General features: G+C 39.0%; 27 protein-coding genes and 4 tRNA genes. 20 read left to right on the forward strand and 11 right to left on the reverse strand.

Translation table 11 applies throughout. From position 1 onward, the window contains the following. Window positions 1–19 precede the first annotated feature (19 nt). Together ASC84_RS09320 and ASC84_RS09325 are read right to left on the reverse strand one after the other, a co-directional pair. Window positions 20–895, reverse strand: coding sequence for a metal-dependent hydrolase (locus ASC84_RS09320; protein WP_056514002.1), 876 nt, complete (start codon window positions 893–895; stop codon window positions 20–22). Between the two features lie 71 nt (window positions 896–966). Next, window positions 967–1,842 carry a metal-dependent hydrolase gene (locus ASC84_RS09325; protein WP_056514003.1) on the reverse strand — a complete coding sequence of 292 codons (876 nt, stop codon included), beginning with the start codon at window positions 1,840–1,842 and terminating at the stop codon, window positions 967–969. Between the two features lie 154 nt (window positions 1,843–1,996). Here ASC84_RS09325 and ASC84_RS09330 point away from each other — a divergent pair, with 154 nt between their 5' ends. Beyond that, window positions 1,997–3,031, forward strand: coding sequence for an AraC family transcriptional regulator (locus ASC84_RS09330; protein WP_056514004.1), 1,035 nt, complete (start codon window positions 1,997–1,999; stop codon window positions 3,029–3,031). A gap of 158 nt (window positions 3,032–3,189) precedes the next feature. Here the strand turns inward: ASC84_RS09330 and ASC84_RS09335 are convergent, their stop codons facing one another. Further along, complete coding sequence (locus ASC84_RS09335; protein WP_056514005.1) at window positions 3,190–4,521, reverse strand: Na+/H+ antiporter NhaC family protein; 1,332 nt, start codon at window positions 4,519–4,521, stop codon at window positions 3,190–3,192. 421 nt (window positions 4,522–4,942) lie between these two features. On the opposite strand from ASC84_RS09335, the gene trpA reads away from it, so the two are divergent. From trpA to ASC84_RS09355, 4 genes are read left to right on the forward strand one after another with little or no spacing between them, the layout of a single operon-like run. Then, on the forward strand, window positions 4,943–5,746 hold the full coding sequence (gene trpA, locus ASC84_RS09340) for a tryptophan synthase subunit alpha (protein ID WP_004723986.1): 804 nt from the start codon (window positions 4,943–4,945) through the stop codon (window positions 5,744–5,746). Continuing rightward, on the forward strand, window positions 5,743–6,639 hold the full coding sequence (gene accD / locus ASC84_RS09345) for an acetyl-CoA carboxylase, carboxyltransferase subunit beta (protein WP_004723984.1): 897 nt from the start codon (window positions 5,743–5,745) through the stop codon (window positions 6,637–6,639). The genes trpA and accD overlap by 4 nt, the downstream gene beginning before the upstream one ends. Next, on the forward strand, window positions 6,636–7,925 hold the full coding sequence (gene folC, locus ASC84_RS09350; RefSeq protein ID WP_056514006.1) for a bifunctional tetrahydrofolate synthase/dihydrofolate synthase: 1,290 nt from the start codon (window positions 6,636–6,638) through the stop codon (window positions 7,923–7,925). Before accD ends, folC begins: the two co-directional genes overlap by 4 nt. Further along, window positions 7,916–8,926: an SPOR domain-containing protein gene (locus ASC84_RS09355; RefSeq protein ID WP_056514007.1), complete on the forward strand. Its 1,011-nt coding sequence runs from the start codon at window positions 7,916–7,918 to the stop codon at window positions 8,924–8,926. Before folC ends, ASC84_RS09355 begins: the two co-directional genes overlap by 10 nt. 10 nt (window positions 8,927–8,936) lie before the next feature. Here the strand turns inward: ASC84_RS09355 and ASC84_RS09360 are convergent, their stop codons facing one another. Continuing rightward, window positions 8,937–9,542: a dual specificity protein phosphatase family protein gene (locus ASC84_RS09360; protein ID WP_056514008.1), complete on the reverse strand. Its 606-nt coding sequence runs from the start codon at window positions 9,540–9,542 to the stop codon at window positions 8,937–8,939. Next, complete coding sequence (locus ASC84_RS09365; RefSeq protein WP_056514014.1) at window positions 9,535–10,353, reverse strand: MBL fold metallo-hydrolase; 819 nt, start codon at window positions 10,351–10,353, stop codon at window positions 9,535–9,537. Before ASC84_RS09365 ends, ASC84_RS09360 begins: the two co-directional genes overlap by 8 nt. 329 nt (window positions 10,354–10,682) lie before the next feature. Here ASC84_RS09365 and ASC84_RS09370 point away from each other — a divergent pair, with 329 nt between their 5' ends. Continuing rightward, window positions 10,683–11,180 carry a hypothetical protein gene (locus ASC84_RS09370; protein WP_056514021.1) on the forward strand — a complete coding sequence of 166 codons (498 nt, stop codon included), beginning with the start codon at window positions 10,683–10,685 and terminating at the stop codon, window positions 11,178–11,180. 58 nt (window positions 11,181–11,238) lie between these two features. On the opposite strand, the gene ASC84_RS09375 is transcribed toward ASC84_RS09370, so the two are convergent. Both ASC84_RS09375 and ASC84_RS09380 read right to left on the reverse strand, forming a co-directional pair. Further along, window positions 11,239–11,856 (reverse strand): L-threonylcarbamoyladenylate synthase, encoded by a 618-nt coding sequence (locus tag ASC84_RS09375; protein ID WP_004817743.1) that lies wholly within the window; start codon window positions 11,854–11,856, stop codon window positions 11,239–11,241. Between the two features lie 84 nt (window positions 11,857–11,940). Then, window positions 11,941–12,603, reverse strand: a complete 663-nt coding sequence (locus ASC84_RS09380; RefSeq protein WP_056514029.1) for an elongation factor P hydroxylase — start codon at window positions 12,601–12,603, stop codon at window positions 11,941–11,943. Window positions 12,604–12,700: 97 nt separating this feature from the next. Here ASC84_RS09380 and ASC84_RS09385 point away from each other — a divergent pair, with 97 nt between their 5' ends. The 6 genes from ASC84_RS09385 (at window position 12,701) to lysM (ending at window position 16,505) form a co-directional block, all read left to right on the forward strand. Next, entirely contained in the window at window positions 12,701–13,264 is a 564-nt protein-coding gene (locus ASC84_RS09385) for a DUF177 domain-containing protein (protein ID WP_004723966.1), read from the forward strand. 74 nt (window positions 13,265–13,338) lie between these two features. Then, complete coding sequence (gene rpmF / locus ASC84_RS09390) at window positions 13,339–13,524, forward strand: 50S ribosomal protein L32 (protein WP_004723964.1); 186 nt, start codon at window positions 13,339–13,341, stop codon at window positions 13,522–13,524. Window positions 13,525–13,690: 166 nt separating this feature from the next. Beyond that, entirely contained in the window at window positions 13,691–14,677 is a 987-nt protein-coding gene (gene fabD, locus ASC84_RS09395; protein ID WP_004723962.1) for an ACP S-malonyltransferase, read from the forward strand. Next, a complete protein-coding gene (gene fabG, locus ASC84_RS09400) occupies window positions 14,674–15,408 on the forward strand; it encodes a 3-oxoacyl-ACP reductase FabG (protein WP_004723960.1) in 735 nt (244 codons plus the stop codon). Before fabD ends, fabG begins: the two co-directional genes overlap by 4 nt. A gap of 86 nt (window positions 15,409–15,494) precedes the next feature. Next, complete coding sequence (gene acpP / locus ASC84_RS09405; RefSeq protein ID WP_004723957.1) at window positions 15,495–15,731, forward strand: acyl carrier protein; 237 nt, start codon at window positions 15,495–15,497, stop codon at window positions 15,729–15,731. 300 nt (window positions 15,732–16,031) lie between these two features. Next, window positions 16,032–16,505 (forward strand): peptidoglycan-binding protein LysM, encoded by a 474-nt coding sequence (gene lysM / locus ASC84_RS09410; RefSeq protein ID WP_056514030.1) that lies wholly within the window; start codon window positions 16,032–16,034, stop codon window positions 16,503–16,505. A gap of 214 nt (window positions 16,506–16,719) precedes the next feature. Here lysM and ASC84_RS09415 read toward each other — a convergent pair whose 3' ends face one another. Continuing rightward, complete coding sequence (locus ASC84_RS09415) at window positions 16,720–17,358, reverse strand: peroxiredoxin (protein WP_004723953.1); 639 nt, start codon at window positions 17,356–17,358, stop codon at window positions 16,720–16,722. A 336-nt stretch (window positions 17,359–17,694) separates the two neighbouring features. On the opposite strand from ASC84_RS09415, the gene secA reads away from it, so the two are divergent. From secA to ASC84_RS09455, 8 genes are all read left to right on the forward strand, one after another. Further along, on the forward strand, window positions 17,695–20,412 hold the full coding sequence (gene secA, locus ASC84_RS09420) for a preprotein translocase subunit SecA (protein WP_056514031.1): 2,718 nt from the start codon (window positions 17,695–17,697) through the stop codon (window positions 20,410–20,412). Window positions 20,413–20,561: 149 nt separating this feature from the next. Beyond that, window positions 20,562–20,924 carry a hypothetical protein gene (locus ASC84_RS09425; protein ID WP_004817737.1) on the forward strand — a complete coding sequence of 121 codons (363 nt, stop codon included), beginning with the start codon at window positions 20,562–20,564 and terminating at the stop codon, window positions 20,922–20,924. A gap of 169 nt (window positions 20,925–21,093) precedes the next feature. After that, a complete protein-coding gene (gene argJ / locus ASC84_RS09430) occupies window positions 21,094–22,314 on the forward strand; it encodes a bifunctional glutamate N-acetyltransferase/amino-acid acetyltransferase ArgJ (RefSeq protein WP_056514035.1) in 1,221 nt (406 codons plus the stop codon). Window positions 22,315–22,463: 149 nt separating this feature from the next. Beyond that, the gene (gene nadA, locus ASC84_RS09435) at window positions 22,464–23,531 is read left to right on the forward strand and encodes a quinolinate synthase NadA (RefSeq protein WP_056514037.1); all 1,068 of its coding nucleotides are present in this window, start codon (window positions 22,464–22,466) and stop codon (window positions 23,529–23,531) included. 152 nt (window positions 23,532–23,683) lie between these two features. Continuing rightward, window positions 23,684–23,760: transfer RNA gene (locus tag ASC84_RS09440), tRNA-Pro, on the forward strand. A 45-nt stretch (window positions 23,761–23,805) separates the two neighbouring features. Continuing rightward, window positions 23,806–23,882, forward strand: a tRNA-Arg gene (locus ASC84_RS09445). Window positions 23,883–23,923: 41 nt separating this feature from the next. Then, window positions 23,924–23,999, forward strand: a tRNA-His gene (locus ASC84_RS09450). A gap of 23 nt (window positions 24,000–24,022) precedes the next feature. Next, window positions 24,023–24,099, forward strand: a tRNA-Pro gene (locus ASC84_RS09455). A 141-nt stretch (window positions 24,100–24,240) separates the two neighbouring features. Here the strand turns inward: ASC84_RS09455 and ASC84_RS09460 are convergent. From ASC84_RS09460 to ASC84_RS09470, 3 genes are read right to left on the reverse strand one after another with little or no spacing between them, the layout of a single operon-like run. Next, the gene (locus tag ASC84_RS09460) at window positions 24,241–24,720 is read right to left on the reverse strand and encodes an OmpA family protein (RefSeq protein WP_056514039.1); all 480 of its coding nucleotides are present in this window, start codon (window positions 24,718–24,720) and stop codon (window positions 24,241–24,243) included. A gap of 15 nt (window positions 24,721–24,735) precedes the next feature. Further along, a complete protein-coding gene (locus tag ASC84_RS09465; protein WP_056514040.1) occupies window positions 24,736–25,953 on the reverse strand; it encodes a sensor domain-containing diguanylate cyclase in 1,218 nt (405 codons plus the stop codon). A gap of 4 nt (window positions 25,954–25,957) precedes the next feature. Beyond that, entirely contained in the window at window positions 25,958–26,365 is a 408-nt protein-coding gene (locus ASC84_RS09470) for a YfiR family protein (protein ID WP_224965547.1), read from the reverse strand. Window positions 26,366–26,920 lie beyond the last annotated feature (555 nt).

Here is a 26,920-nt window from a genome sequence, read left to right on the forward strand (position 1 = left end):
ATTTAAAGCTTTTTTAACCTTATAACGCGGCTTTCCAAAACGCTTCACCTGCTTGAATCGGATCATTGGTTTCGGCCAAAACATCGACCCAAACCTGATATTGTCGAATCACAGGGTGCTGGCTCGGATGAAAATCAGGTTTAAACCAATCTAGGTATTGTTCACGCATTGCTGATAATTTACCGTGTTTGCCAAAAAACCATGGAATACCTTTGAGTGCAAATTGAGCACGTTGCAAACGACTGAATCCATCGTATTTAAGCATGACATTGGCACGGTAAAAGGTAAATCCAAACATTTGTAAAGTGACAAAGGCAAGCGCAAATTTACGTAAGTTTTCAGGAACTTCTCCAACCTCTTTCATGACATCAAAAGCGACATCTCGATGTTCCATTTCTTCGATTGAATGCCAAGCAAATAGAGCACGAACAAAAGGATGGACCTCCGCTAAAGTCTCTTGTTTACTGTAAAAAGTTTCTGCCATTAATGCGGTAAGATGTTCTGCTGCGGCAGTCATGGCAATGTTGTACTGTTTGGAACGATGTTTCAGTATATGCTCGAAATGTGCACCCATAAATTTTACAAACTGATCAACAGGCATGCCTTGGTGCAGCATTTCTTCATTCATTTTGTCATGTGCAATACCGTGCTGTGCTTCCTGTCGAATAAAATCCGTGACACGTTGCTGTAAATCTGGATCGGTGATTTTGTCACGCAGTGCCCGAACACTTTGAATGAAATATCTTTCCCCTACAGGAAAGGTCAAACTCAGTGCATCAAACATACGGGTACGAAAAGGGTCATTATCAAACCAAAAGCGTGGAACTTCATTCAATCTAAAATCTAAATTGCTGCGAACCACAGGATCAACTTGGTGTTTTACATATGCATTCATTGTTTTATTTCTCGCATTATTCAGTTCAAATCCCTATTCAGGATAGAACTGATCGGTTTATATCAAGACAGCTATAGTCCAGCCTGCCAAAATGCTTCACCTGCTTGAATAGGATCATTGGTTTCAGCCATCGTATCGACCCAAACTTGATATTGTTGAATTACAGGGTGTTGGCTCGGATGAAAATCTTTTTTAAACCAGTCTAAATATTCATTTTTCATTGCAGATAAAATCCCTTTTTTACCGAAGAACCAAGGCAATCCTTGCGTTGCCATTTTTAAACGTTCTATACGGCTGAATCCATCATGTTTAAGCATGATATTGGCACGGTAGAGGGTAAAGTTGAACATCATTATGGTGGTAAAGGCTAAAGCAAATCGACGTAAGTTGTCAGGGACCTCACCGACTTGTTGCATCACATCAAAGGCCACATCTCGATGTTCCATTTCTTCAATAGAATGCCACGCCAGTAAGGCCCGGACATAAGGATGTGCTTCAGATAAGGTTGCTTTATGGCGATAAAATGTTTCTGCCATCAAAGCGGTGAGATGTTCGGCGGCAGCTGTCATCGCAATATTGTATTGAGGCGAGCGTTGGCTCAATTCAAATTTAAAAATCTTACTTAAAAGTTGGATAAATTGATCGACAGGCATGCCTTGATCTTTCATGACCTGATTCATTTTGTCATGTGCAATACCATGTTGTGCTTCTTGACGAATAAAATCAGCAACACGTTGTTGTAAATCTGGATCGGTGATTTTGTCACGGAAGAGCCGAACACTTTCTATGAAATAGCGTTCACCATCGGGGAAGGTCAGACTAAGTGCGTCAAATAGTCGCGTGCGGAATGGATCTCCACCAAACCAGAAGCGTGGCACTTCTTCAAGTTTAAAGTTGAGCTTGGTTCGAACCACTGGGTCGACCTGATATGTAACTAATGCATTCATTTTATTTTACTTGCATCACTGTTGATGATTTCAGTATGTCGGGATTTTGCAAGTTTGTTTTGACAGATATTGCCATTTTTTATACATTTTACGACAAAATGAAAATTTGCAATGTCAATTTTCTAAGTTAAAGGATTAAAAAGAGTGCAAGACGATGCAGGAATTACAGATTCCAAATGGTTATTTTCATCTCTGGCAGATGTATCTGTCTGAACGAGGGATTGATCTTGCGACGCTTGATTTCTTACAAGCGGATGAAAAAAAACATTTAATTGGAATTTTGTCACAGCCGATTGATACACAATCTTCCTATTTCTTCTTTCATCAACTGATTGAAAAAACCAAACAAGCGCTAGATTGCCCTCAGATCGTTTTTGAAATGGCAGAATATGTGCGACCTGAGCATTTTGGGGTTTTGGGCTATATGGCATCACGAAGTACAACCGTGGCAGAAGCTTTACAAAATATTATGCGCTTTAGTCGTTTGGTGATTGATGGTGATGAAGTTATTCCAATGCAAATGCAGCTCAAGGGAGAATATGTACATTTAATTTGGCCCTTTCATCATGAAAAATACATTCTTATTAATGAATTTACCAATGCGTTAATGATGCATCTCGCGCGTAAAATTGTACCGCCAAATCAATTTCCATTGCATGCGGTGCATTTTGCTCATGCACCACAGATGGCATTCTATCATTATCAAAAGTTCTACGGCTGTGAAGTCTCTTTCCATCAACCGCAATACAGTTTTGTTTTAGCCTCAGCAGGTTTAAATTTAAAAATCCAACAGGCAGATCCATCCTTAATGCAGCTTTTGGTTAAGCAAGCAGAGGAAGCTATTGCATCTAAACCTCGCTATGAAACCATTGCTCAGCGTTTACATTTGATTGTGGCAGAATATTTAAAGTTAAAACAACAAGCCCCAAAAATTGAAGAACTTACTCAAGAACTTCATATATCCACCCGGACTTTACAACGACAGTTAAGTGACTTACAGACATCGTTTAAAAAAATTGTAGAGATTGAACGGATGAAGCGTTGTGATTTTTTATTGGAAAGCCACATGCCGTTCAGTGAAATTGCGATGCAGTTAGGTTATTCAGATCAGTCAGCTTTAACCAGAGCATATAAGGCTTTTAGTGGGCAGACCCTGCTCGAGAAAAAACAACAGTTGAAGTCATTGTGAAAAAACAGTTCAAATAAATTATGCTTTAAAAAAAAGCACTTAGATAGTATTTCTACTATCTAAGTGCTTAGTACGATTGTAATTTTTTAATTTATGCACAAAACACAGGTTGATCTGATTGTTGAATTGGTTTTTTAAAACCATGATTCAGCATGATTTCAAGTTATCTTTAATTTAGGAAATCTAAATACGATTGCCAAGATTGCAAATATCGCCAATACCCAACAATAATAAATCGAACCAATCAGCTCAACAGGGGACAGTTTGGCAATTGAGCATGCAAGTAATAGTTGTGCACCGTATGGAATCAAGCCCTGAACCACACAAGAGAAAATATCCATAAATGCGGCTGCACGTTTGGGATCAACAGCATATTCTTTGGCAACTTCTCGTGCCATGTCTCCAGATAAGATGATGGCAACAGTATTATTTGCGACAAACACATTCGAGAAAACCACAAGGAAGCTAATTCCAATTTCTCCCGCACGTTGCTGACCGATTTTAAATCGGCGAGTTAAGGCATAAATACGTTGAATTAACCATTCTAAACCGCCTTCTTTTTGCATAATCGCAGATAAACCACCTAAGAACATAGAAAGTAAGGCAACCTCAAACATACCCACAAAGCCATCATAAATAGCGGTATTGTATTTAAGTAGGGTAAATTCAGGATTTTCAATGATGCCAAGACAACCCGAAAGTACTATTCCGATGGTCAGTACTGCAAGTACATGTAAACGTGTAAATGCTAAAAAGAACACGATTACATAAGGCAAAATAAGCCATAAGTTATAGTTTTTATATTCAATGGTTTGTGCATGATGACTGGTCAAAATATAAATCAATATAGTGATGATCGCAGCAGGCAGTGCAATCCAGATATTCACTCGAAATTTATCACGCAGTTCTACATTTAGGCTTCGAGTCGCTGCAATGGTGGTATCTGAAATCATGGATAAGTTATCACCAAACATTGCCCCGCTGACCACAGCACCAATTGCATAAATGGGCTGAATATCCGTTGCTTGAGAAAAACCAAAAGCAATCGGCGCACATGCAGCAATGGTTCCCATCGATGTTCCCATTGCTGTGGCAATAAAGGCCGAAATGATGAAAAGCATCGGGAGGACAAATTCAGATGGAATAATCGATAAACCAAATTGAACAGTGGAGTCCACACTACCGATTGCACTGGTTACGCTGGCAAAGGCACCTGCAAGCATAAAGACCATAAACATCAAAATTAAATTGGGATGGCTTGCACCATGCAAAAATGTTTCTATAGCGGCATTGATTTTCCCTCTATACAGCAGGATGGCCAAAATAATTGCAGGAAGAGCAGCAATAGGGGCTTTCACTTGATAAAAAGCAAACTCAGTACCAATGATCGTGTGATAAATACCACTGCCTAAAAAAATGGCTAAAAAAACAATAAGCGGCAAGAGCGCAAGCACGCTGGCTTGCACTTTAGCCTGAGAATGTGTGGTCATAAGAGGAGATAAAAAATCAGAATCCTGACTAGTATAAACAGCTTTTGCAATTTCTGAAAAATAATTAAGTGATGTGTGTGATAGGGTGTTTGGCTGTAGGGTGATGATTTAACTTTATTTTTTACTCATAATGATATTTTTTTGTAAGCTTGAAAATAGGTAGCTTTGATCATTGTCCTCAACTTGAAAATAGCGCTAAATGTATCTATGGGTTGTTTTATTATTTGTCATATAAAACAAGATACGCGAGAGCGACTATGTGACTCTATCCTTTGAGTAAAAAATAGCGTTACAATGCAGTGTCTTGTATTTATACATTTGGATGATTAAACCGTAAATAAATCCATTTTGAATTTATTTACTGGTGTTTAATGATCTAAAAACTCCTCAAGTTTGAACAATTCAAGGAATGTACAATCCTATGTCACGTTTAGCCACTCGTTTTGCACAGCTTAAATCTCAACAGCGTAAGGCTTTGGTTTCTTATGTTATGGCGGGTGATCCTCAACCACATGTAACCGTACCATTGTTACATCAAATGGTTGCAGCAGGCGTAGACGTAGTTGAACTTGGATTGCCATTTTCCGATCCTATGGCAGATGGTCCAGTGATTGCACTTGCAGCAGAGCGCGCTTTAGCTGCGGGTACCAATACCTTTGATGCCTTGAATATGGTTAAAGAATTTCGCCAAAAAGACACAACAACGCCAGTTGTTTTAATGGGGTATTTAAACCCTGTAGAAGTGATTGGTTATGAAAAGTTTGTAGCTTATGCGAATGACTGTGGTGTTGATGGTGTACTTCTTGTGGATTTACCACCTGAAGAAGCACAAGATTTAGATGAAGTATTGCAAAAGTACAATATGGATCAAATCTTCTTGCTTGCACCAACCTCTACCGATGAACGTATTCAGCATGTAGTGAAACAAGCAAGTGGCTTTATTTACTATGTGTCTCTAAAAGGCGTAACGGGTGCAGCAACATTGGATACAACGGAAGTTGCAGCACGTATTGAAAAAATCAAAACCTTTACCGATATTCCAGTTGGGGTAGGTTTTGGGATTAGTGATGCCGCTTCTGCAAAAGCCGTAGGTCAAGTTGCTGATGCAGTGATTGTCGGAAGTGCTTTTGTCAAACCATTTGCAAATCTTGCACCAGAACAAGCTGTTGAAGCAGCAGTGAATAAAGTCAAGGAGCTTCGAGCCGCGCTCGATGAGTTAGTATGAATCAAGAAGTGAAATCAGGGAAAATCCTCAGCGCAACAACGCCGTGGACAGATCGTACAGTTCCAGGCATCCATATGCCTGACCAACAACAAACACTCAAAGCGACGTTTACAGAACCAACCATTGAGTGCCCTGAATGTCATGCACTCGTGACTCGTACTGCAATGTCTTTCAATGCCTATGTTTGTCCATCATGCGATGAACATTTGAAAATGAAAGCACGTGATCGTTTAAATTGGTTTTTTGATAATGTGACCACTGAACTTGGTCAAGAATTTGCAGCAAAAGATCCTTTACATTTTGTAGACAGCAAGCCTTATCCAGAGCGTATTAAAGAAGCGCAGGAAAAAACAGGTGAAACTGAAGCCCTTGTGGTGATGCAAGGTCAAGTTAAAAATATTGCAATGGTTGCATGCGCATTTGAATTCGACTTTATGGCTGGATCAATGGGTACTGTGGTCGGTGACCGTTTTGTACAAGCTGCTGAAAAAGCGATTAAAGATAAGCAACCACTGATTTGTTTTGCTGCTTCAGGCGGTGCTCGTATGCAGGAAGGCATGTTGTCTTTGATGCAAATGGCGCGTACCTCTGCGGCGATTCAAAAAATCAAAGATGCGCATCTTCCGTATATCGTGGTATTAACCCATCCAGTGTATGGTGGTGTAACAGCATCATTGGCAATGTTAGGTGATGTACATATTGCTGAACCTAAAGCGATGATCGGTTTCGCGGGTAAACGTGTGATTGAACAAACAGTACGTGAGAAGCTGGAAGAACCGTTCCAACGTGCGGAATTTTTGCTTGATCATGGTGTAATCGATCAAATTGTTCATCGTCACGCATTACGTGATACTGTATATCGTATTGTAGCGAAACTGATGAATTTGCCTTGAACAACCAAACAGCACCTTTAAATACTGATGATTTACAAACATGGCTCGATTATTGGAGCCATGTTCACGTTACAGGGATTGATTTAGGCTTAGAGCGCGTGATTCCTGTGGCAGAACAACTCGGGGTGATTAACCCTAAAGCCAAAGTGATTACCGTTGCTGGAACAAATGGCAAAGGTTCAACCACAACAACACTCGCTGCGATTCTGAATGCGCAAGGGCTGAATGTTGGTTTATACCAGTCTCCACATATTTATCGTTTTAATGAACGGGTTAAACTGGCTGGACAAGAAGTTGATAATCAAACTTTGATTGATGCTTTTGTTGCGGTTGATCAAGCCCGCCGTATTTGTGATTTATCTTTATCTTTTTTTGAAGCCACAACTTTGGCTGCATTTGTTATTTTTAAACAAAAACAATGTGATGTTTGGATACTTGAAGTTGGTCTTGGTGGTCGTTTGGATGTGGTCAATGTGATTGATCCAGATGTGGCTGTGATTACCAATATTGGTTTAGACCATACTGATTGGCTTGGCGATACAATTGAAAAAATTGCTTATGAAAAAGCCGGTATTATTCGAGCAAATATCCCTGTCATTTTTGCCGGTACACAAGACATACCACAAGCGATACAACATAAAGTACAAGAAACCAATGCCACGCTGTATGCGCTAAACCATGATTATTTTTATGATAATTCAGAAGATGGTCAATCTTGGAATTTTGCAAGCTCAGGAACGACTTTAAAACTTCCTTTAGGACACTTGGCACTGGAAAATATTTCTGCTGCTGTCGCTGCAATTTTGGTGAGCGGTTTAACGGTTTCACAACAGGCGATTTCGCAAGGTATTCAGAACGCACAATTGTCAGGGCGCTTTGAAATTAGAAAAATACACGATAAAACAGTAATTTTTGATGCGGGACACAATCCGCATGGTGTAGAATTTTTGTTAAAGCAATTGCGAAAATTCCTAGAATACAATAAACAGTACACAGAAGTTGTCTCTGTTTTTTCAATGTTGTCCGACAAAGATGTAGATTCTGTGGTCAAGTTGTTGAAAAATACTGTATTAAAGTGGAAAATTGCACCGTTAACTGTGCCTCGTGCGGCATCATTGGAACAATTACAAACTGCTTTACAGCATGAGACAGTTGAACAGTTTGATTGTGTACAAGCAGCATTTCAATCAGCGCTTGCAGAAACCAATAATAATCAGCTGATTTTGGTGTGTGGTTCATTCCATACCTTAGAAGCGGTCTGGGAGTATTTAGACGAATGTCAATGAATAACAAACAACGCTGGATGGGTGGTGTTGTTTTATTAAGTGGTGGTGTTCTATTGGCGGCATTGCTTCTAAAAGGTAAAGAAGAAATCCACCAAAGCCAAGCAGAGACACAGCCGACAAGCCAAGCTCAGCAAAATAAAGCGGCACCTGCTGGTGAGCCTGTACAATTGCAGCCGTTGACTGTCGATGTTGCGACTGAAAAACGTCTGTTAGAAGAGCAGAAGCGTGCCCGTGAAAAAGCGGTTGCTGAACAAGAAGCAAAAGCAGCAGATTTTTTACGTATGCAACAACAGGCAGAAGCAGATGCTGCACGTAAAGCAGCTGAAGAGTATGCTGCTGCAAATGCAAGACGTGGTGCAGCTGCTGCGGCAGCACAGGAAGGGGCTGATATTCCTCCTGAGCTGGTACAGGATGAAAAAGCCAAAGCACAACAGAAAGCAGCAGAGCAGAAAAAACTTGAACAGCAAAATGCTCAATTAAAGCAAAAAGCCGATGCTGAAAAAAAGTTAGCTGAGCAGAAGCGTCAAGCTACCGCAGAAGCAGATAAAAAAGCCGCTGAAGAAAAGAAACGTAAATTAGAAGAACAACAAAAAGCAGATGAAAAACGTAAGCTAGATGCTGAAAAGAAAGCCGCTGCTGAGAAAAAGCAAGCGGAAGACAAGAAAGCAGAAGCGGATAAAAAACACAAAGCACAAGAAGAAGCAAAGAAAAAAGCGGAAGCTGAAAAAGCACGTGATTTGCTTGAAAATGGTGATAAGCAATGGATGGTACAAGTTGCGCTTGCCGCTAATGAAGCCAATGCCGATGCTGTCGCTGCTAAATTACGTGCCAAAGGGTATAAAGTGACCAAGAGTCCAACCTCAAAAGGTATTCGTATTATGGTTGGACCATCGAAAGATCGAGAGACTGCGGATTCAGCACGTAAGAAGATCAATTCTGATGCGAGTCTAGGCATGAAGTCGGCTTGGGTAATCGAGTGGGTACCTCTAGACCGACGTTAAACGCTATGAGTTAGGTATTTGTGGTTAAAGATGGATTCGCGAGCTGCTCACGGATCCATTTTATATTTTCAGGGGTAAAAAGTTTTTCAATATTGCCCCAGATTGGATGAAAGCCATAACCGCCATGCTTCATTTCATTTAAAGCATCATTCACAGACCAGTTCTCAAAAATAATTCGGTACATTGCAACACTTGCCCCAGTACGATCAGAACCATGATAGCAATGGATTAAAACCTTCTGGTTGTGAGCTTTTGCGATTTGAATTGTTTTCATGACATTGAGTAGATCATGACGATCAATTGCCCAAGTATTGATCGGGATATGAACCAATTTAAAGTTTTGTTTTGAAAGTACTGTTTTATCGTTATTGCGACTTCTTAAATTAATCACGACATCAATTTGATTGGTTTTTAACTCAGGAATAAGTTCAGCACTGGGTTGTTCACTACGAAAAACGGTGTCACTGATCCGATAAAAATTATACTGTGGAGCAACGATGGTTCCCCATTGTTTTGGGCGCTCATGATCTGGAAGTGCAGCAGTTGTCATACATGCTGAAAGCTGTACGCTGAGTGCGAAAATAGTGGTATAACGTAATAATTGAGATTTAAGCATGTTTTAAATATCGGTCTAGTTCAACAGGATCGTGGGCACAGATAATTTCAATTTTTGCTTCATTCTGTGCAAGCTGTTGCAGTTGTGATAATGTTTTTAAGCGCAATGTATTATCTTCCGCTAGGAGATATTCAATTTTGTCGAGCGCGCGTAATTTATTCTTAGGGTTGAGTTCTAGATGATTAAAATAAGCATCGCCACAGAACAATAACCATCTATCTTGTTGTTTGATCGCTATACCGCAATGTCCTACAGTATGACCGACTAAAGGAATCAATAAAATTTCATCATTGAAAATATTAAAACCTTGAACTTTTTGGAAGTTAAACCATGCTTCGCCTTTTTTAGGTTCAAGAAAATTCCAGTAACGATGATTTTTAAATTGTTGTTGTCGATAACGCAATTTATTCATGACTGAAAGTTTTTGTGCTGCATTAAACTCACTAGATAAGATGTGAACCGTGGCATTGGGAAAGTCTGAAATACCACCTGCATGATCTAAGTCTAAATGACTGACCAAAATATGTTGAACATCGGATGGTTTAAAACCCAATTGTTGAATTTGAGAAATGGCTGTGAGATTGAAATCAGCTTGTATGCCACTGATTTTAGTAAAAGCTTTACCTAATCGGGTTTGCGGATGTAAGTAGTCTTGCATCCCAAAACCAGTATCGATCAATACAAGACCTTTGTCTGTTTCAATCAATAGGCAATGACACACCATTTTGCCATACAAACCTTTTTGTCCGTATAGTGGTGCGCATATCGGACACATGGTTCCACAATGTAAATGATGTACCTTATAAATCATAATTAAGCATTTGTTTTTAGGATTGTGCTTTGTTTATAAACTGAATTGAGAAAAATACCAATCTAAAAATGATAGAGTTATGGTAATTCAATTATTCATGTTGAAATTAGGGGGAGCAGTTAAAGTTTCAAAATTGGATATTTAGAAACTTTAAATTTATCATTTTTAACATCAAAGCGTTAAGTTTAGTAATCGTTAAAATATGATATTTCAATCTTTAAGTATTTGTTTGTTATTTATAAAATTTAAAAAATGTATTGAATTTGTAGTGTAAAAATATATTATTTCTTTAGCTTTAATCATAAAAATACGAGTAACGTGAGAAAGAAATGAATATAAAATTTGTATCAGTTGGAATATTAATTATCGCGGGTTTGTTTTTTGGTAATGAATATTATTGGAAAAAGCAGTTTGAACAACGTGCTAGAGAAGACTATCAGTCGTTTGTATCTATAACGAAAATTAATGACACCATTGAGCGAGTAGGCTTGCCAATTAAACTTGATGCACTTAATCATTATCCACATATTTTAGTTTACACCAACATCACTCAAGCTTTACCTCGTTCTGTGACCCAAGAGCGCTTACGTACAGAATTTAAGAAAATCAGTCATGGTTTATCTTGTGGTTATTTTGAATATATACATCAAAAAGAAGCAGAGGATAAGTATAAGGATATTACTCAAGGCATTGTTACTGTAGTAGAAAAAGATCAGGTGGCTATAACGACTATTTATAAAAATTATTTAGGCGAAGTCTTGTATGAAAACAAACAAGTACTTGCCCAATGTCCAGAATTTATCACGCTAAAACAAAGTATTGATTAAGTCGGTGTAATTTGAGCTGATACTTTTGGATCTAATCTAAGGAAAAGAGGATAAGCGCTTATTCAAAAGCGCTTACATCACCTACACCACGACGAATAATTTCAGGGTTCGCTCCTGATAAATCAACGATACTGGTGGTAGTTAAGGTGCCTAAACCACTGTCAATAAACACATCAATACGTTTTTCCAATAATTGTTCAATATCGTAGGGATCATCCATTGGTGCATCTTGACCAGGTAAAATCAAGGTACTGGTCAGTAAGGGTTCTCCCAACTCTTTTAATAGCATCTGACAGACGGGATTACTTGGAACACGTAAGCCGATGGTTTTCTTCTTGGGATGCATCAAGCGTCGCGGAACTTCACTGGTTGCGGGTAAAATATATGTGGTTACGGCTGGGGTATTGGCTTTAAGTAGACGATACATTGCATTGTCTACTTTGGCATAGGTTGCAATATCAGATAAATCTGCACAGATAATCGCGTATTGATGCTTTGCCCCTAGACCGCGGATCTGAGCAATACGCTCCATTGCACTTTTATTTCCAATCTGACAGCCGATTGCATAAGCCGCATCAGTTGGGTAAACCACAACATCACCTGCTCGAATTCTTTCGACTGCTTGGCTGATTAAACGTGGTTGAGGATTGTCAGGATGTACTCTTAAATGCAGCATATTTATTCTCCTGATTTATTGTTAATTCAATTATTACTTGGGAAAGTAAATCGTTGCAATCAATGTTTTAAAAAAATTACGGGTTTAATCAAGATCGTTACGATTAAATTCAGTGCTTTGTAATGTTTTGCCACCTCGAGTACATAGACAAATACACTGAATGAAGTGCTTTGCATCGCGTGGAAGTTTGGTTTTACCCGAAAAAAAATCCTGAACTTGTGCATAAACATTGTCTTTAAATGTCGAGCCGTCACCACCTTCACCAGTCAGATTATCCAGCGAAACTCGAAATTTTCGTCCAAATGCTTTGGAAAATAACCATTCAATGGCTTGAGGCTTGATTTCAACCTGCTCAAATAAGGCTTGTTGTTCAGCTGTACGACCATCGGGTGCATACCAATAACCGAGATCAGGCAATAAACGGCGCTTTTCTCCGGCAATGCTCCAATGACTAATTTCGTGCAGAGCGCTGTTGAAAAAACCATGCGCAAACTGAATACGGGCAGGGCTGTGTTCGCTAGCAGGGAAATACTCTGGTTCAAAATCACCACGAACAAGCGTCACATTTAAGTGGGAAAACCAGTGATTAAAGTGTAAGATAAGCCAATCAACGTGTTGCACTTCTGTTTGTAAGTTAGCCCATGATAAGCGTTGCACATCGGTGGCTTGCAATGTGTTTTCAGAAGTTAAATGCGTATTGAATTGTAATGAAGTAGTGACTTCAGGTTGCGGCTGCAACTGATGCATGGCTTGTATTACTCAAGAGATCTGTCTAAATAAGTACAAAATTGTATCTTAATCTTTGACAGAGTACCTATGAATTTGTAGAATTGCCGCCTTAATTATGTCAGCAAATACCTTTCCGGCACAGATAGAGCCGTTTAAATGGGCTGAACAAGGCTTTACATGGTCAGGTACCCTGCCATTGTCTCGCTTTGTTCGTATTTCCCGTGAAGCTGTTGGATCAATTGATGATCAATTGATCAATATAGACTGTAAGCTATCAATGGATGCGTATCATCGTATTGTTTGGCTAGATGGTCATGTAGATACTAAAGTTCCAATGGAATGTCAGCGTTGTCTGGATTCTGTTGAAATTACGTTAGTTTCTGACTTCCATTTGGCTTTAATAGATGATGAGTCACTGATAGAGCGCTTGGATGAGGATGCTGATTTCATCGTACTAGGTGAAAGTGAAGCAACAATTAAAGGGGATTATTTAACCAATACTCCTTCGACTGTTGATTTACTTGCACTTTTAGAAGATGAATTGTTATTGTTGATGCCTCTGTCTCCTAAGCATGACGCTTGTGAACATAAGCATCAACCAGCCGTTCAGGACACTGTTGAAGAAAAACGGGATAATCCGTTTGAAGTTTTGGCAGGTTTGAAGGGTAAACTTAACTAAATTTTGTGTTATACTGTTAAGTTAAGACAACCGAATTTGTTCTGATCCATTTTTTCGATTTGTAAGGAGCCATCATGGCCGTTCAGCAAAACCGTAAAAGTCGCTCTCGCCGTGACATGCGCCGTTCACATGACGCTTTAACCGAGAATGCATTAACTGTAGACCAAACTACTGGTGAAACTCACCGTCGTCACCACGTGACTAAAGATGGTTTCTACCGTGGTCGTCAATTATTCGCTAAAGCAGCTGATGCTGAATAATTGGTGAACTATTAAGCGCAAGCTTAGTAAAAAAATGGGAGCGAAAGCTCCCTTTTTTTGTTTTCAATGACTGGGTTTTTTGTTGTATTTCGCAATTAAATAAATTTTTTTTTAATGTAAAATTGCGCCATCGGAAACGATCAAGATTAAATAAGGGACTTTTTATATGTCTGCCAAACGACTCGAACAAGCAGCTCAAGCAACAAAAACTGCATTTTTGTTTCCAGGTCAAGGTTCACAAAAAGTGGGTATGCTTGCTGAACTTGCAGAACAGTTTAGTGGTGTACAAGAAACCTTTACTGAAGCATCAGATGCCATCGGTTTTGATTTATGGCACATTGCACAAAGCGGTGAAGGTTTAGATCAAACAGAAAATACCCAACCTGTTTTATTGACAGCAAGTATTGCTTTATGGCGTGTATGGTTAGATCTTGGTGGTGTTGTACCAAAATACCTCGCAGGTCATTCCTTAGGCGAATACAGTGCTTTAGTTGCTGCAGAGTCGATGACTTTGGCAGATGCAGTCAAGTTGGTAAATTTACGCGGTAAATTGATGCAAAGTGCTGTGCCTCAGGGGCAAGGCGCGATGGCGGCTATTCTCGGTCTAGATGATGCGAAAGTACTTGAACTGTGTGAGCAAGCCAATGTTCAAGGCCGTGGTTCTGTTGAAGCTGCAAACTATAATGCGCAAGGCCAAGTTGTTATCGCAGGTGACAAAACTCTAGTCGAAGCTGTCATGACCGTTGCCAAAGAAAACGGCGGTAAAGCGATTGCATTACCTGTATCTGTACCATCACATTGTTCTCTAATGAAACCTGCTGCTGAACAGTTTGCAGAAGCTTTGGAACAAACTGCCATTGAGCTACCAAGTATTCCTGTAATACAAAATGTCAATGCTGGAATCGCGACAGATACAAGCCAATTACGCTTAGCATTAACGGCGCAACTGTATCAGTCAGTACAGTGGACTAAAACCATGCAATTCATCCAAGACCAAGGTATTCAGTATGTTGCTGAATGTGGTCCAGGTAATGTATTGGCGAATTTAGCAAAACGTTTACCAAATATCGAAAAAGCATTTCCACTCGATACACAAAGTCGTATGGAAGATGCACTGAATGCTATCTTAGTGGCTGAAGGGAAAATTGCATGACACAAGAACGCAAAGTCGCATTAGTGACAGGCGCGAGCCGAGGGATTGGTGCTGCCATCGCTCAGCAATTGATTCAAGACGGTTATTTTGTTGTAGGTACGGCAACATCAGCAGCGGGCGCAGAAAAACTTTCAACAGTTTTTGCTGAAAATGGTGCTGGTGCATTACTTGATGTACGTGATGGTGCTGCAATTGATGCATTGGTATCTGACATTGAACAAAAATATGGTTCAGTGATGATACTTGTGAACAATGCGGGGATTACCAAAGACAATTTACTGTTACGTATGTCTGAAGATGATTGGGACGATATTCTCAATATTCATCTTAAAGCTGTATTCCGCTTATCTAAACGTGTATTGAAAGGTATGACCAAAGCTCGCTTTGGACGCATTATTAATATCAGTTCTGTTGTTGCGCATTTTGCTAACCCAGGACAAGCCAACTATTCTGCTGCAAAAGCAGGGATTGAGGCTTTCAGTCGCAGTCTTGCAAAAGAAATGGGAAGCCGTCAGATTACAGTTAACTGTATTGCGCCTGGTTTTATCGCAACAGAAATGACTGAGCAGTTAAGTGAAGATATTCGCAAAAAAATGAGTGATCAAGTTGCGTTAAACCGATTTGGTCAACCAGAAGATATTGCAAATGCAGTAAGTTTTTTGGCTTCTGACAAAGCCAGTTACATTACAGGCACAGTATTACACGTAAATGGTGGTTTATACATGGCGTAATGCGATGTATAAACTTTGAAAAAAGTAAATATTCAATTAAACTATCAGGCAATTAAAAGCCGCCACAAGCAATGAGGAGAATTCCTGTGAGCGATATCGAACAACGCATTAAACAAGCTGTTGCAGAACAATTAGGTATCAAAGCTGAAGAAATCAAAAACGAAGCATCTTTCATGGATGATTTGGGTGCTGATTCTCTAGACCTAGTAGAACTTGTTATGTCTTTCGAAAATGACTTCGACATCACTATTCCAGATGAAGATTCTAACGAAATCACAACTGTTCAATCAGCTATCGACTATGTAACTAAAAAACTTGGTTAATGTGTTGATTGTATAGCACGTTGTTGTTATACGTAAAAAGACCACCTTTAGGTGGTTTTTTTATGCCTGAATTTAGCTGTATTGAGTGAATGCTTGCTTGGCGATCCTTAACCTAAAAAAGCAACTAAATAAGTTTAAAATCAAAAACATTGGTTACATACCGTTACCTTTTTATCACCAATGACAACGCACACTCTGACACTTTTTCGCTATAAAAATAGAGTTCTTAAATTTGTATAACAGTTCACAGTAATACATTCACAGTAAAACAACTTTCAATAATGATATGGAGTACGACATATGGGTCTTTTTGATTTTATTAAAGGAATTGGCAAGAAAAATACTGCACCAGCTGAGCCACAAGCGGCACCAGCAACGCCAGCTGAACCGTCTGCACAAGAAATTGCCAATAAGTTGTTGGGGCACATTAAAGCGTTAGGCTTGCCAGTAACAGGGCTTTCGGTAAGTTATAATAGTACTTCTGATTTGGCCACGATTCACGGTCAGGTACAAACTCAGGCAGATAAAGAGAAAATCATTCTTGCTGTGGGGAATATTGACCATGTGGCGCAAGTTGATGATCAAATGACAGTGGCAACACCTGAACCTGAAAGTAAGTTCTATACGGTTAAATCAGGCGATAATTTGTCTAAAATTTCAAAAGAATTTTATGGTGATGCCAACCAATATAATAAAATTTTTGAAGCGAACCGCCCATTGTTAAAAAATGCGGATGATATTTTCCCAGGACAAGTTTTACGTATTCCTGCATAACATTTGTTCGCTGATCTTTGATCATAAAAGGCACTTCGGTGCCTTTTTTATTTTTAAATGATTTTGCTTTTATTTTAGTATTTGTTGTTTGGTGTATTTTGAAGAGGGAAAAAGAGTTTCGTTGCAATCAGTGGATCTTAAAAAAGACCACATCAAGTTTGGATGTGATCTTTTGAAGTTAGTTAGCTCTAATCTAAAAAATCAATATTGCATATTATTTATTGGGTTGTGGGGTAAGACGAAGATAAGGCTTAACCGCCGTATAACCTTTTGGGAAGCGTTCTTTAAGCTCCGCTTCATCTTTGATCGACGGGACGATGACAACATCTTCACCATCTTGCCAGTTTGCAGGTGTGGCAACTTTATAATTGTCAGTCAGTTGTAATGAATCAATCACACGTAAAATTTCTTTAAAATTACGTCCAGTTGATGCAGGGTAAGTAATGATTAAGCGAACTTTCTTATTGGGATCAATAATAATTAAAGAACGTACGGTGAGCGTTTCACTGGCATTTGGATGAATGAAATCATACAGCGTTGACACCTTACGATCTTTGTCTGCAATGATTGGGAAGTTTACAGTAGTATTTTGCGTTTCATTGATGTCGTTGATCCAACCTTTATGTGATTCAACATCATCGACTGAAAGGGCAATGGCTTTTACCCCACGCTGTTCAAACTCATCTTTTAGTTTTGCGGTATAGCCCAGCTCAGTGGTACATACTGGCGTATAATCAGCAGGGTGTGAGAATAAAACACCCCAACTGTCGCCCAAGTAATCATAAAACTTAATTGGACCTTCACTAGATTCCTGAGTGAAATCTGGTGCAATGTCACCTAATCGTAAAGTCATTTTGAAACCTCAATATCTAAAAATGTTGTTTGTTATTTAGCTCGTCCAAACTACTATTACCCAGTTTTTTTATAATTAAAAATAGTGTTTTTGTATTTCTTTATGAAGAAAATAGATATTAATAAAAGAAGCATATGAAAAAAAACATATAATTGATCTCTACCTCACTGCAAATATCGGTTAAATTTGCTACATTAATGCGCCTTAGCTGATACGTGCTAGAACTAATCGTCAGATTTTTTTGATTGGATTTGTGCAAAACCCTTGTACTTCAAATTTCTACCACCATAATATCGTCTGAGAAAAATTTATTTCACAAAGATTTAGAGAGTTTATATGTTGGCAAGTCTGATCGGAGGAATCTTCGGTACTAAAAACGAGCGCGAACTAAAACGTATGCGTAAAATTGTCGATAAGATCAATGCGCTCGAGCCGACGACATCTGCACTCAGCGATGCAGACTTATCTGCAAAAACTGAAGAATTCAAACAAAGATATAAGAAAGGTGAAAGCCTAGATAAATTAATGCCAGAAGCGTTTGCGGTGTGTCGTGAAGCAGCAAAACGTGTCATGGGTATGCGTCATTATGATGTGCAGCTCATTGGTGGTATTACTTTGCATGAAGGAAAAATTGCAGAAATGCGTACAGGTGAAGGTAAAACCCTAATGGGTACTTTGGCTGTATATTTAAATGCGATTAGTGAACAAGGTGTTCATGTCATCACGGTCAACGATTACTTGGCACAACGTGATGCTGAATTAAACCGTCCGCTTTATGAGTTCTTGGGCTTAAGCGTTGGTGTAATCTATTCGATGCAATCACCAATAGAGAAAGCTGAGGCATATCGTTCAGATATTACTTACGGTACCAATAATGAATTTGGTTTCGATTATCTGCGCGATAACATGGTTTTCTCTATGGCAGAGAAAAAGCAACGTGGTTTGATTTATGCGATTATCGATGAGGTCGATTCGATCTTGATCGATGAAGCACGTACACCGTTGATCATTTCTGGTCAAAGTGATGACTCATCACAGCTTTATGTTGCAATCAATAGTATTCCACCGAAGTTGCATGCTCAAAAAGAAGAAAAAGTCGCAGATGGCGGTCATTTCTGGATTGATGAAAAGCAACGCCAAGTTGAAATGACTGAAGTCGGTTATGAAACTGTTGAAGATGAACTGATTAAAATGGGCTTGTTGGCTGAAGGCGAAAGCTTATATTCACCATCAAATCTAAACCTCGTTCATCACGTGTCTGCTGCAATTCGTGCACATTTCCTGTATCAACGTAATGTTCACTACATTGTACATGATGGTGAAGTAATCATTGTCGATGAGAATACTGGTCGTACTATGCCAGGTCGTCGTTGGTCTGAAGGTTTGCACCAAGCTGTTGAAGCCAAAGAAGCGCTCGAAGTTCAACCTGAAAACCAAACTTTAGCAACAACCACATTCCAGAACTATTTCCGTTTATACAAAAAGCTTTCAGGTATGACAGGTACTGCTGATACTGAAGCTGCGGAAATGAAAGAAATTTATGGTTTGGATGTTGTGCTTATTCCAACCCATCGTCCGATGATTCGTAATGACCAAAACGATTTAATTTATTTAAACCGTAATGGTAAATACAACGCAATTATTGAAGAAATTCAGAAAATTCATGAAGCAGGTGTTGCGCCTATCTTGATTGGTACTGCAACCATTGAGGCTTCAGAAATTTTATCTGATAAGTTAAGAGATGCGGGAATTACCCATGAAGTCTTGAACGCTAAACAACATGAGCGTGAAGCAGACATTATTGCTCAAGCGGGTTCACCACGTGCAGTGACCATTGCAACCAATATGGCAGGTCGTGGTACCGATATTTTGCTTGGTGGTAACTGGAAAGCAAAACTTGCCAAAATTGAAAACCATACTGTGGAAGATGAAGCTCGTCTTAAAGCAGAATGGGAACAAAACAATGAAATGGTGTTGAGTTCAGGTGGTTTACACATCATCGGTTCTGAACGTCATGAATCACGTCGTATTGATAACCAGTTGCGTGGTCGTTCTGGCCGTCAAGGTGACCCAGGTGTTTCACGTTTCTTCTTGTCATTAGAAGATGATTTGATGCGTATCTTCGCAGGTGATCGTGTTGTTGCAATGATGCGTGCGATGGGACTACAAGAGAATGAAGCCATTGAACATAAAATGGTGTCGCGTTCTATTGAAAATGCACAGCGTAAAGTTGAAGCACGTAACTTCGATATTCGTAAAAACTTATTGAAATACGATGATGTAAATAACGAACAACGTAAAATTATTTACTCTCAACGTGATGAAATTTTAGAAGAAAGCTCACTTCAAGATTATATTGAAGAAATGCATCGTGAAGTCGTAAAAGGCTTAATCGAAACCTATATTCCACCTGAATCAATCCATGACCAATGGGATATTCAAGGGCTTGAAAATGCATTGAATGAAGATTTAGGTATTAATCTTCCTGTAAATCAATGGTTGGAAGAAGATCGTCGTCTAGATGAAGAAGCCTTGGTTGAACGTATTTCTGATGAGATCGTTACACGTTACCGTAATCGTCGTGAACAGATGGGTGATGATACTGCTGCGACACTTGAACGTCACTTCATGCTGGGTTCTTTAGACCGTCATTGGAAAGACCATTTGGCTGCGATGGACTATTTGCGTCAAGGGATTCACTTACGTGGTTATGCACAAAAGAACCCTGAACAAGAATATAAGAAGGAAGCCTTCAATTTATTCGTCAATATGTTGGGTGTGATTAAGTCAGACGTGGTTACTGATATTTCTCGTGTGCATATCCCAACACCTGAAGAGCTTGCTGAAATGGAAGCTCAACAACAGGCTCAAGCTGAATCTATGCGTCTTAACTTCGCACATGATGAAGTGGATGGCTTAAGCGGTACGGTAAGTAATGAGATTGTTGATGCACAATTCACTCATAGTGATGAGGTTGTAGCTCCAGAAAGCCGTAATTCACCTTGTCCTTGTGGTTCAGGTTTGAAATACAAACAATGTCACGGCAAAATCTAATTGAGTGAATAGACCCTGAAAGTGTTACAAAAAAGCAGAACAATTGTTCTGCTTTTTTTACAAGTTATTACCATGCGTTAATTTTTATTGCAGGAAATGTGATTAAGTGGTATTAAGTTGCTCAATTGGAAAAGATCTTTGGGAAGATAATGAAAAAATTATTAAAACCTTTATTTGTTGCAACTTTAGCAGTTCCAGCATTGGCATTTGCAGATACAGCACCACAAACGACGACAGTGGAAAAAGTACAAGCTGCTACAGGCGCAGTAACAGCCCAAGCAGAAGTAAAAAATGAAACCACGACTGTGATTAGTCCACGTACTGGTATTCGTTATACTTTAGGTAATACAGGTGGACGCCCAATTATTTTGAAAACTGCGGCGATTGCAGCGGTAACACCTGCTACGGTTAATCGCGTTGTTGCTTCAAATCCAGCGTTGTCAGTATCTAGTCAAGAAAAAGTAAAGCAAGCATTATTGGCTGCGGATACCACGACTGCTGTTCAACAGTAAGGTATTAATGATGTGATGAAAGCCAGTATATTTACTGGCTTTTTTATTTTATATTCAAATGAATAAGCTTTTCTTATAGTAAAAATAAATAAGCATTTTAATAAGCTCGATTTTTATAGAGAATTCTAATAAGCTGTGTTTTCATTCTAATTCATGTGGACATTTGAAAATGGCTGTTGGTGACGTGTCTATGCCGCATATGCATGTGGTACAAGGTGTAAAAATTGGCTCTGCTGAGGCGTATGTCCGTTATCCAAATCGACGAGATTTAGTTATTTTTGAATTTGCACAAGGTACCAATGTTGCGGGTGTGTTTACCCAGAATGCATTTTGTGCAGCGCCCGTTCATGTGTCCAAAGCACATTTAGCACAAGCCAATCCACGCTATTTAGTCATCAATACTGGGAATGCTAATGCAGGCACAGGCAAATTGGGCATGCAAAATGCACAATTGACCTGTTTAAAGCTTGCTGAGTTAGCGCAGGTAGAAGAATTTGAGGTATTGCCATTCTCTACAGGGGTTATTGGCGAACAACTATCCATTGAGCGTTTAACGCAAGGTTTACAGCCTGCACTAAATAGTTTGAATGACGCTTCATGGCTGGACGCTGCGACTGGGATCATGACCACAGATACCACACCAAAAGGTGCCTCAGAACAGTTCGAGCTTGATGGTATAACGTATACAATGACTGGGATTTCTAAAGGTGCAGGCATGATTCGCCCAAATATGGCGACCATGCTGAGTTTTGTTGCAACCGATGCGCCAATTGCACGAAATCTTGTGCAAAAAATGTTAAAAATTAGCGCAGACCAATCATTTAACCGGATTACTGTGGATGGTGATACTTCTACCAATGATTCATGCATCTTTGCTGCAACAGGCATGGCTGGTGGTGTAGAAATTAGCAGTGAAGATGATGCACGTTATACTGTGGTCTTGGATGTTTTATCGCGTGTGATGAAGCGTTTGGCGCAACTGATTATTCGTGATGGGGAAGGGGCGACCAAATTCATTACTATCACGGTTGACGGTGGAAACGACACACAAGAATGCTGCGATATTGCTTATAGCATTGCCCATTCACCATTGGTTAAAACGGCAATTTTTGCGTCTGATCCAAACTGGGGGCGTATCCTTGCTGCGATTGGCTATGCTGGCGTGAAAGATTTGGATGTTGAAAAAATTCAAGTCTGGTTAGACGACGTGCAAATTTGTAAAGATGGTGGTGCTGCTGAAGACTATACCGAAGAAGCTGGTGCGCGTGTAATGTCACAGACAGAAATGACCATTCATGTAAACCTTGGTCGAGGGCAGGCCAAAGATACGGTATATACCTGTGACCTATCATATGATTATGTGAAAATTAATGCGGACTATCGTTCTTAACTACTGATTTTTTAAGGAGCCTCATTCGTGAGGCTTTTTTATAACAAAACATTTTTCGTGGTGAATTTATGTGCGCTAAACCGTACAATCAATTCACAAGTGTATAAACGCTAGCATGATGCCAGCGACAAGGAAAGAGAAGACCTCTTATGAATGATGCGAATAATTTAATTGCCAACGAAGCAAAATCGGTTGTGCAAGCGCATTTAGATCGTTTAGGTGAACCTAAGGACAATAGTCTGAGTCCAGCGGTAAAACAGCAGAAGTTTGCGCAAATTAAAGCTGAGTTGCAAAAAAACAATGCTGTTTTGGTGGCACATTATTATTGTGATCCAGATGTACAAGAACTTGCGGAAGCGACAGGTGGTTGTGTTTCTGATTCTTTGGAAATGGCACGTTTTGGACGTGATCATGAGGCATCTACACTGGTGGTCGCTGGGGTTAAATTTATGGGAGAAACCTCAAAAATTCTTTCTCCTGAAAAAACAGTACTTATGCCAACTTTGGAAGCAACCTGTTCGCTTGATCTCGGTTGTCCTGTAGATGAATTTACCGCATTTTGTGATGCGCATCCTGAGCATACTGTTGTGGTCTATGCCAATACCTCAGCAGCAGTTAAAGCACGTGCAGATTGGGTGGTGACTTCAAGTTGTGCTGTAGAGATCATTGAACACTTAGACAGTTTGGGCGAGAAAATTATTTGGGCACCAGATCAACATTTAGGCCGTTATATTCAAAAGAAAACCGGTGCTGATATGTTGCTTTGGGATGGTGCTTGTATCGTGCATGAAGAGTTTCGTGCCCGTGGTATTGAAAAGATGAAAGCGCTGTATCCGAATGCAGCTGTATTGGTACATCCTGAGTCACCAGAATCCGTGATTGATATTGCGGATGCGGTGGGAAGTACCTCACAACTGATCAAAGCAGCTCAAACATTGTCACAAGACACTCTAATTGTGGCTACAGACCGTGGCATTTTCTATAAAATGCAACAAGCTGTACCGCATAAGACCTTGATTGAAGCACCTACAGCAGGTGAGGGCGCAACTTGTCGTTCTTGTGCGCATTGCCCGTGGATGGCAATGAATGAATTAGATGGTATTTTGGCAGTTTTGCAAAAGGCCGATCAAGAAATATTCGTAGATACTGCTTTGGCTGAACGTGCTAAATTACCTTTAGATCGTATGTTGAACTTTAGTGCTCAATTAAAACGATAGAAATTGTATAAAAAACATCTGAAATGTTTGATTAATATACATTTGACGTGTTTTTTTAACTTTTTTTCAAGATAGGTGTTGACGTCTTGTGGCGTCACGCCTAGAATGCACACCGTACCGCACGATGTGCGATACACAAAAGCTGAGATGAACGGAGCATAGCACAGCCTGGTAGTGCACCTGGTTTGGGACCAGGGGGTCGTAGGTTCGAATCCTACTGCTCCGACCAATTCTTCAAGGCAAGTTAATCTGTGATATTAGTATCATTGGTCATGCGCCTGTAGCTCAGTTGGATAGAGCATCCGCCTTCTAAGCGGATGGTCACAGGTTCGAATCCTGTCAGGCGCACCATATGTTGCTTGATACTATAGATCCTAAAACTTAATGTGACGGTGGATGTAGCTCAGTTGGTAGAGCCCCGGATTGTGATTCCGGTTGTCGTGGGTTCGAGCCCCATCATTCACCCCAATTCCTTAAGTTTGTTGTAAATTCGGAGCATAGCACAGCCTGGTAGTGCACCTGGTTTGGGACCAGGGGGTCGTAGGTTCGAATCCTACTGCTCCGACCATTTAAGCATCAGCTTAAATATAAATTATCCGCTTAAAGGCGGTTTTTTTATGCCTGAAATTTGTGCTTGTCAACGAAGCGTCAAATTCTAGAGACCTAAAAAAGATCTCCATAGAGATCTTTTTTAATAAAGAGAAGATTATCAAGGAATAATAATCACCGCAACACGACGGTTTTCAGCTTTATTCTCTTCTGAATCATTTGCTTTAAGTGGCTGCTCAGCCCCTTTTCCAATCACTTGGATATTTTGTGGATTAAATTTTTGCTCAATGAATATATTTGAAACATTTTGAGCACGTTCTTTGGATAATTTTAAATTGTATTCTGGATTTCCGATATTATCGGTATGGCCTACAATTTTGAGCTTATCGAGATGATATTTATGTAACTGCGTTGCTAAACGAACCAATTCAGTGTGGCGCTCTGTATTAATATCTGATTCATTAAAACCAAACAATAAACGTTCTGGTAGACCTAGACTCCAACCTTCATCCGTTAATACAAAGCCCTCTTTCTTGAGCACGCGTGCTTGTTTATAACTCAACCCACCTAGATTCATACAGCCTGTGAGTGCTAGGCAGAGGATTGCAAGAATGGAAAGTTGTACGTTTTTTAAAGTCATAGAAACCCCCTAATATTATGAATGGTAAATAAACCAATGATGCTGTAACGATTTTGCTTTGTACATAGCTTGATCTGCTTGAGAAATTAAGTCTTCTGGGCTTGAGGCCTGGCTGGAGATAGCAATACCGATACTAAAACTAAAAGAAATGGATTGTCCTTTATAGATTAAAGGATCTTCACAACATTTAATTAGATTTTCCGCAATAGAGATGAGATGTTCAATTTTAGAAATGGAACGTAAAATAATTGCAAACTCATCTCCTGCAAGACGTGCGACAAAATCATCTTGGCGAATATGTCGTCTTAATCGTGAAGCCATTTCTTTTAAAACTTCATCACCCACCAAATGTCCATACTGATCATTAATGGCTTTAAAATTATTATTATCAATAAATAATAGCGCTAAATTCTCACGCTGACCGGCGTCTTCATATAGATTACATAAAACTTGATAAAAATAATTACGATTGGGCAATTCGGTCAAATGGTCATGTTGAACTTGATAAGAAAGTTCACTATTTTCGTTTTGAAGATGGGTGTGCCAAGATTGAATTTCATCTAAGAGTTGGTTGAACACACTGTTTAAGTCTTGAAATTCTTTTACATCACTTTTAGGGAATCTTAAGTTGTATGCTTTCTGATTTCTTAATAGTTGTGCAATTTGTATAATCGGTAAAAATGAACCCATAATATGGCGATAGGTCAAGTTTACCGACCACCATACAGCAAAAACCATAAAGAGCATGCCAAACGCTAAGCCGGTAAAAATTTTAAAAATAAACATTAAAATTTCATTGGAACTTCCATAGAGTACAACTTGACCGACCAGCTTTCCTTGATGTTGGACGTTTAACTTGATGGAATCTTTTAAAAAGATATGATCAAAAAAGTTTTGAATATAAGAATAATGTTCAACATTTTTGAGACTTTCTGCGACTTTATGGCCTTGATTATCATAAACTTCAATCAGACGTACTGAATGTTGGAAGGTATATTCATTGATAATCTGTGAAATCGCAATTTTATCAGAGAAGACCAGCGCAGGTTGAACACGTTCAGACACGGTTCGGCTGATTAATAATAGGTTTTGTTTCGCATAAGATTCAACGGTAAATACTGAAATCGTGACAAAAGTAGACGTACTAATAAATAAAGTGATTGCAAAGGTCGTAAATTGAGATTTACGAAACAATGTTTGTAAGGAACTCGATTTAAAAAATTTATTCATCATTATTTTAATCCGAATTCTTTGCCAGTAATAAAACACGTGGGTCAACATGTATTTTAGACTGAGCTAAACTATCTAGATTCACTTTAAAAATAGTATTTCCTGTTTTGTTGGTGGATAAGCAAAAAACGCTGCCAATTTCACATTCAGAATTACTTGAGCTAAACGATAAAATAGATGAATTTAATGATTTCCCAATAAGGGCCTGTTCGGTTTGTGCTGAAGTATTGGAAAAAAATACCGCATCACAATGACGATTTTTTAGATCAGCGGAATGTATCGCATTTATATTAAAAGGAGACTTATTTGATTTGATATAAGCAGAAAATTGGTTTGCATAGGATGCATTATCAACGACGCATAATTCTGGATTCGGAGTGTTCCATTTTGCATAACTTAGTATAGATAAAGTCATCATGAAAATATTATGTGACGAATTGGCTGAGGAATAGTTGCAGCAAAAGAGCAAAATTCCTAAACAGAAGCTTCTTCTATTTATAAAACGGGCCATATTCGACTTAATTTATTAAATGATAAAATTATTTCAAATAGTTTAAAGAAAAAAAACAAATATAAATAGCTTAAAATTTAAATAAAAACATGAGTTGCTTTATTAGTATGAGAAAAAATGGTGCAAAAAATAGCTAAAAATCGACTTTTTTTGCTATTTTGGTCGAAAAAATGTCCAGTTGATGAAAAAGTTTAAAAAAAGGGGTTGTGTTGGATTGGGAATGCTGTAGAATGCACATCCATCGGCGGTGATGTTAAATAAAACTTCTGATAAATCAGGYACTTGATTAAGTTGTTAAGATTTCGAATTGAGATTTTAAGATGAGRTTGGAGTTGGGTTTGTTAGAAAAAATAATTAACATTATTGATTGACTTTTTAGAGATAGAGAGTAGTATAGCCGACCTAGCTTGATGCTGACGAAGCATTGAGAAGATCATTAAGAGAATATGAAGAACAACT

The organism is Acinetobacter sp. Root1280, assembly GCF_001425285.1.
Classification (GTDB): Bacteria; Pseudomonadota; Gammaproteobacteria; order Pseudomonadales; family Moraxellaceae; genus Acinetobacter; species Acinetobacter guillouiae.

Excerpts from the sequence above, each read along its gene's own strand:
- ASC84_RS09320 (WP_056514002.1), bottom strand. The coding sequence starts at position 895 with ATGAATGCATATGTAAAACACCAAGTTGATCCTGTGGTTCGCAGCAAT.
- ASC84_RS09325 (WP_056514003.1), bottom strand. The coding sequence starts at position 1,842 with ATGAATGCATTAGTTACATATCAGGTCGACCCAGTGGTTCGAACCAAG.
- ASC84_RS09330 (WP_056514004.1), top strand. The coding sequence starts at position 1,997 with ATGCAGGAATTACAGATTCCAAATGGTTATTTTCATCTCTGGCAGATG.
- ASC84_RS09335 (WP_056514005.1), bottom strand. The coding sequence starts at position 4,521 with ATGACCACACATTCTCAGGCTAAAGTGCAAGCCAGCGTGCTTGCGCTC.
- trpA (WP_004723986.1), top strand. The coding sequence starts at position 4,943 with ATGTCACGTTTAGCCACTCGTTTTGCACAGCTTAAATCTCAACAGCGT.
- accD (WP_004723984.1), top strand. The coding sequence starts at position 5,743 with ATGAATCAAGAAGTGAAATCAGGGAAAATCCTCAGCGCAACAACGCCG.
- ASC84_RS09355 (WP_056514007.1), top strand. The coding sequence starts at position 7,916 with ATGTCAATGAATAACAAACAACGCTGGATGGGTGGTGTTGTTTTATTA.
- ASC84_RS09360 (WP_056514008.1), bottom strand. The coding sequence starts at position 9,542 with ATGCTTAAATCTCAATTATTACGTTATACCACTATTTTCGCACTCAGC.
- ASC84_RS09365 (WP_056514014.1), bottom strand. The coding sequence starts at position 10,353 with ATGATTTATAAGGTACATCATTTACATTGTGGAACCATGTGTCCGATA.
- ASC84_RS09370 (WP_056514021.1), top strand. The coding sequence starts at position 10,683 with ATGAATATAAAATTTGTATCAGTTGGAATATTAATTATCGCGGGTTTG.
- ASC84_RS09375 (WP_004817743.1), bottom strand. The coding sequence starts at position 11,856 with ATGCTGCATTTAAGAGTACATCCTGACAATCCTCAACCACGTTTAATC.
- ASC84_RS09380 (WP_056514029.1), bottom strand. The coding sequence starts at position 12,603 with ATGCATCAGTTGCAGCCGCAACCTGAAGTCACTACTTCATTACAATTC.
- ASC84_RS09385 (WP_004723966.1), top strand. The coding sequence starts at position 12,701 with ATGTCAGCAAATACCTTTCCGGCACAGATAGAGCCGTTTAAATGGGCT.
- rpmF (WP_004723964.1), top strand. The coding sequence starts at position 13,339 with ATGGCCGTTCAGCAAAACCGTAAAAGTCGCTCTCGCCGTGACATGCGC.
- fabD (WP_004723962.1), top strand. The coding sequence starts at position 13,691 with ATGTCTGCCAAACGACTCGAACAAGCAGCTCAAGCAACAAAAACTGCA.
- fabG (WP_004723960.1), top strand. The coding sequence starts at position 14,674 with ATGACACAAGAACGCAAAGTCGCATTAGTGACAGGCGCGAGCCGAGGG.
- lysM (WP_056514030.1), top strand. The coding sequence starts at position 16,032 with ATGGGTCTTTTTGATTTTATTAAAGGAATTGGCAAGAAAAATACTGCA.
- ASC84_RS09415 (WP_004723953.1), bottom strand. The coding sequence starts at position 17,358 with ATGACTTTACGATTAGGTGACATTGCACCAGATTTCACTCAGGAATCT.
- secA (WP_056514031.1), top strand. The coding sequence starts at position 17,695 with ATGTTGGCAAGTCTGATCGGAGGAATCTTCGGTACTAAAAACGAGCGC.
- ASC84_RS09425 (WP_004817737.1), top strand. The coding sequence starts at position 20,562 with ATGAAAAAATTATTAAAACCTTTATTTGTTGCAACTTTAGCAGTTCCA.
- argJ (WP_056514035.1), top strand. The coding sequence starts at position 21,094 with ATGGCTGTTGGTGACGTGTCTATGCCGCATATGCATGTGGTACAAGGT.
- nadA (WP_056514037.1), top strand. The coding sequence starts at position 22,464 with ATGAATGATGCGAATAATTTAATTGCCAACGAAGCAAAATCGGTTGTG.
- ASC84_RS09460 (WP_056514039.1), bottom strand. The coding sequence starts at position 24,720 with ATGACTTTAAAAAACGTACAACTTTCCATTCTTGCAATCCTCTGCCTA.
- ASC84_RS09465 (WP_056514040.1), bottom strand. The coding sequence starts at position 25,953 with ATGATGAATAAATTTTTTAAATCGAGTTCCTTACAAACATTGTTTCGT.
- ASC84_RS09470 (WP_224965547.1), bottom strand. The coding sequence starts at position 26,365 with ATGACTTTATCTATACTAAGTTATGCAAAATGGAACACTCCGAATCCA.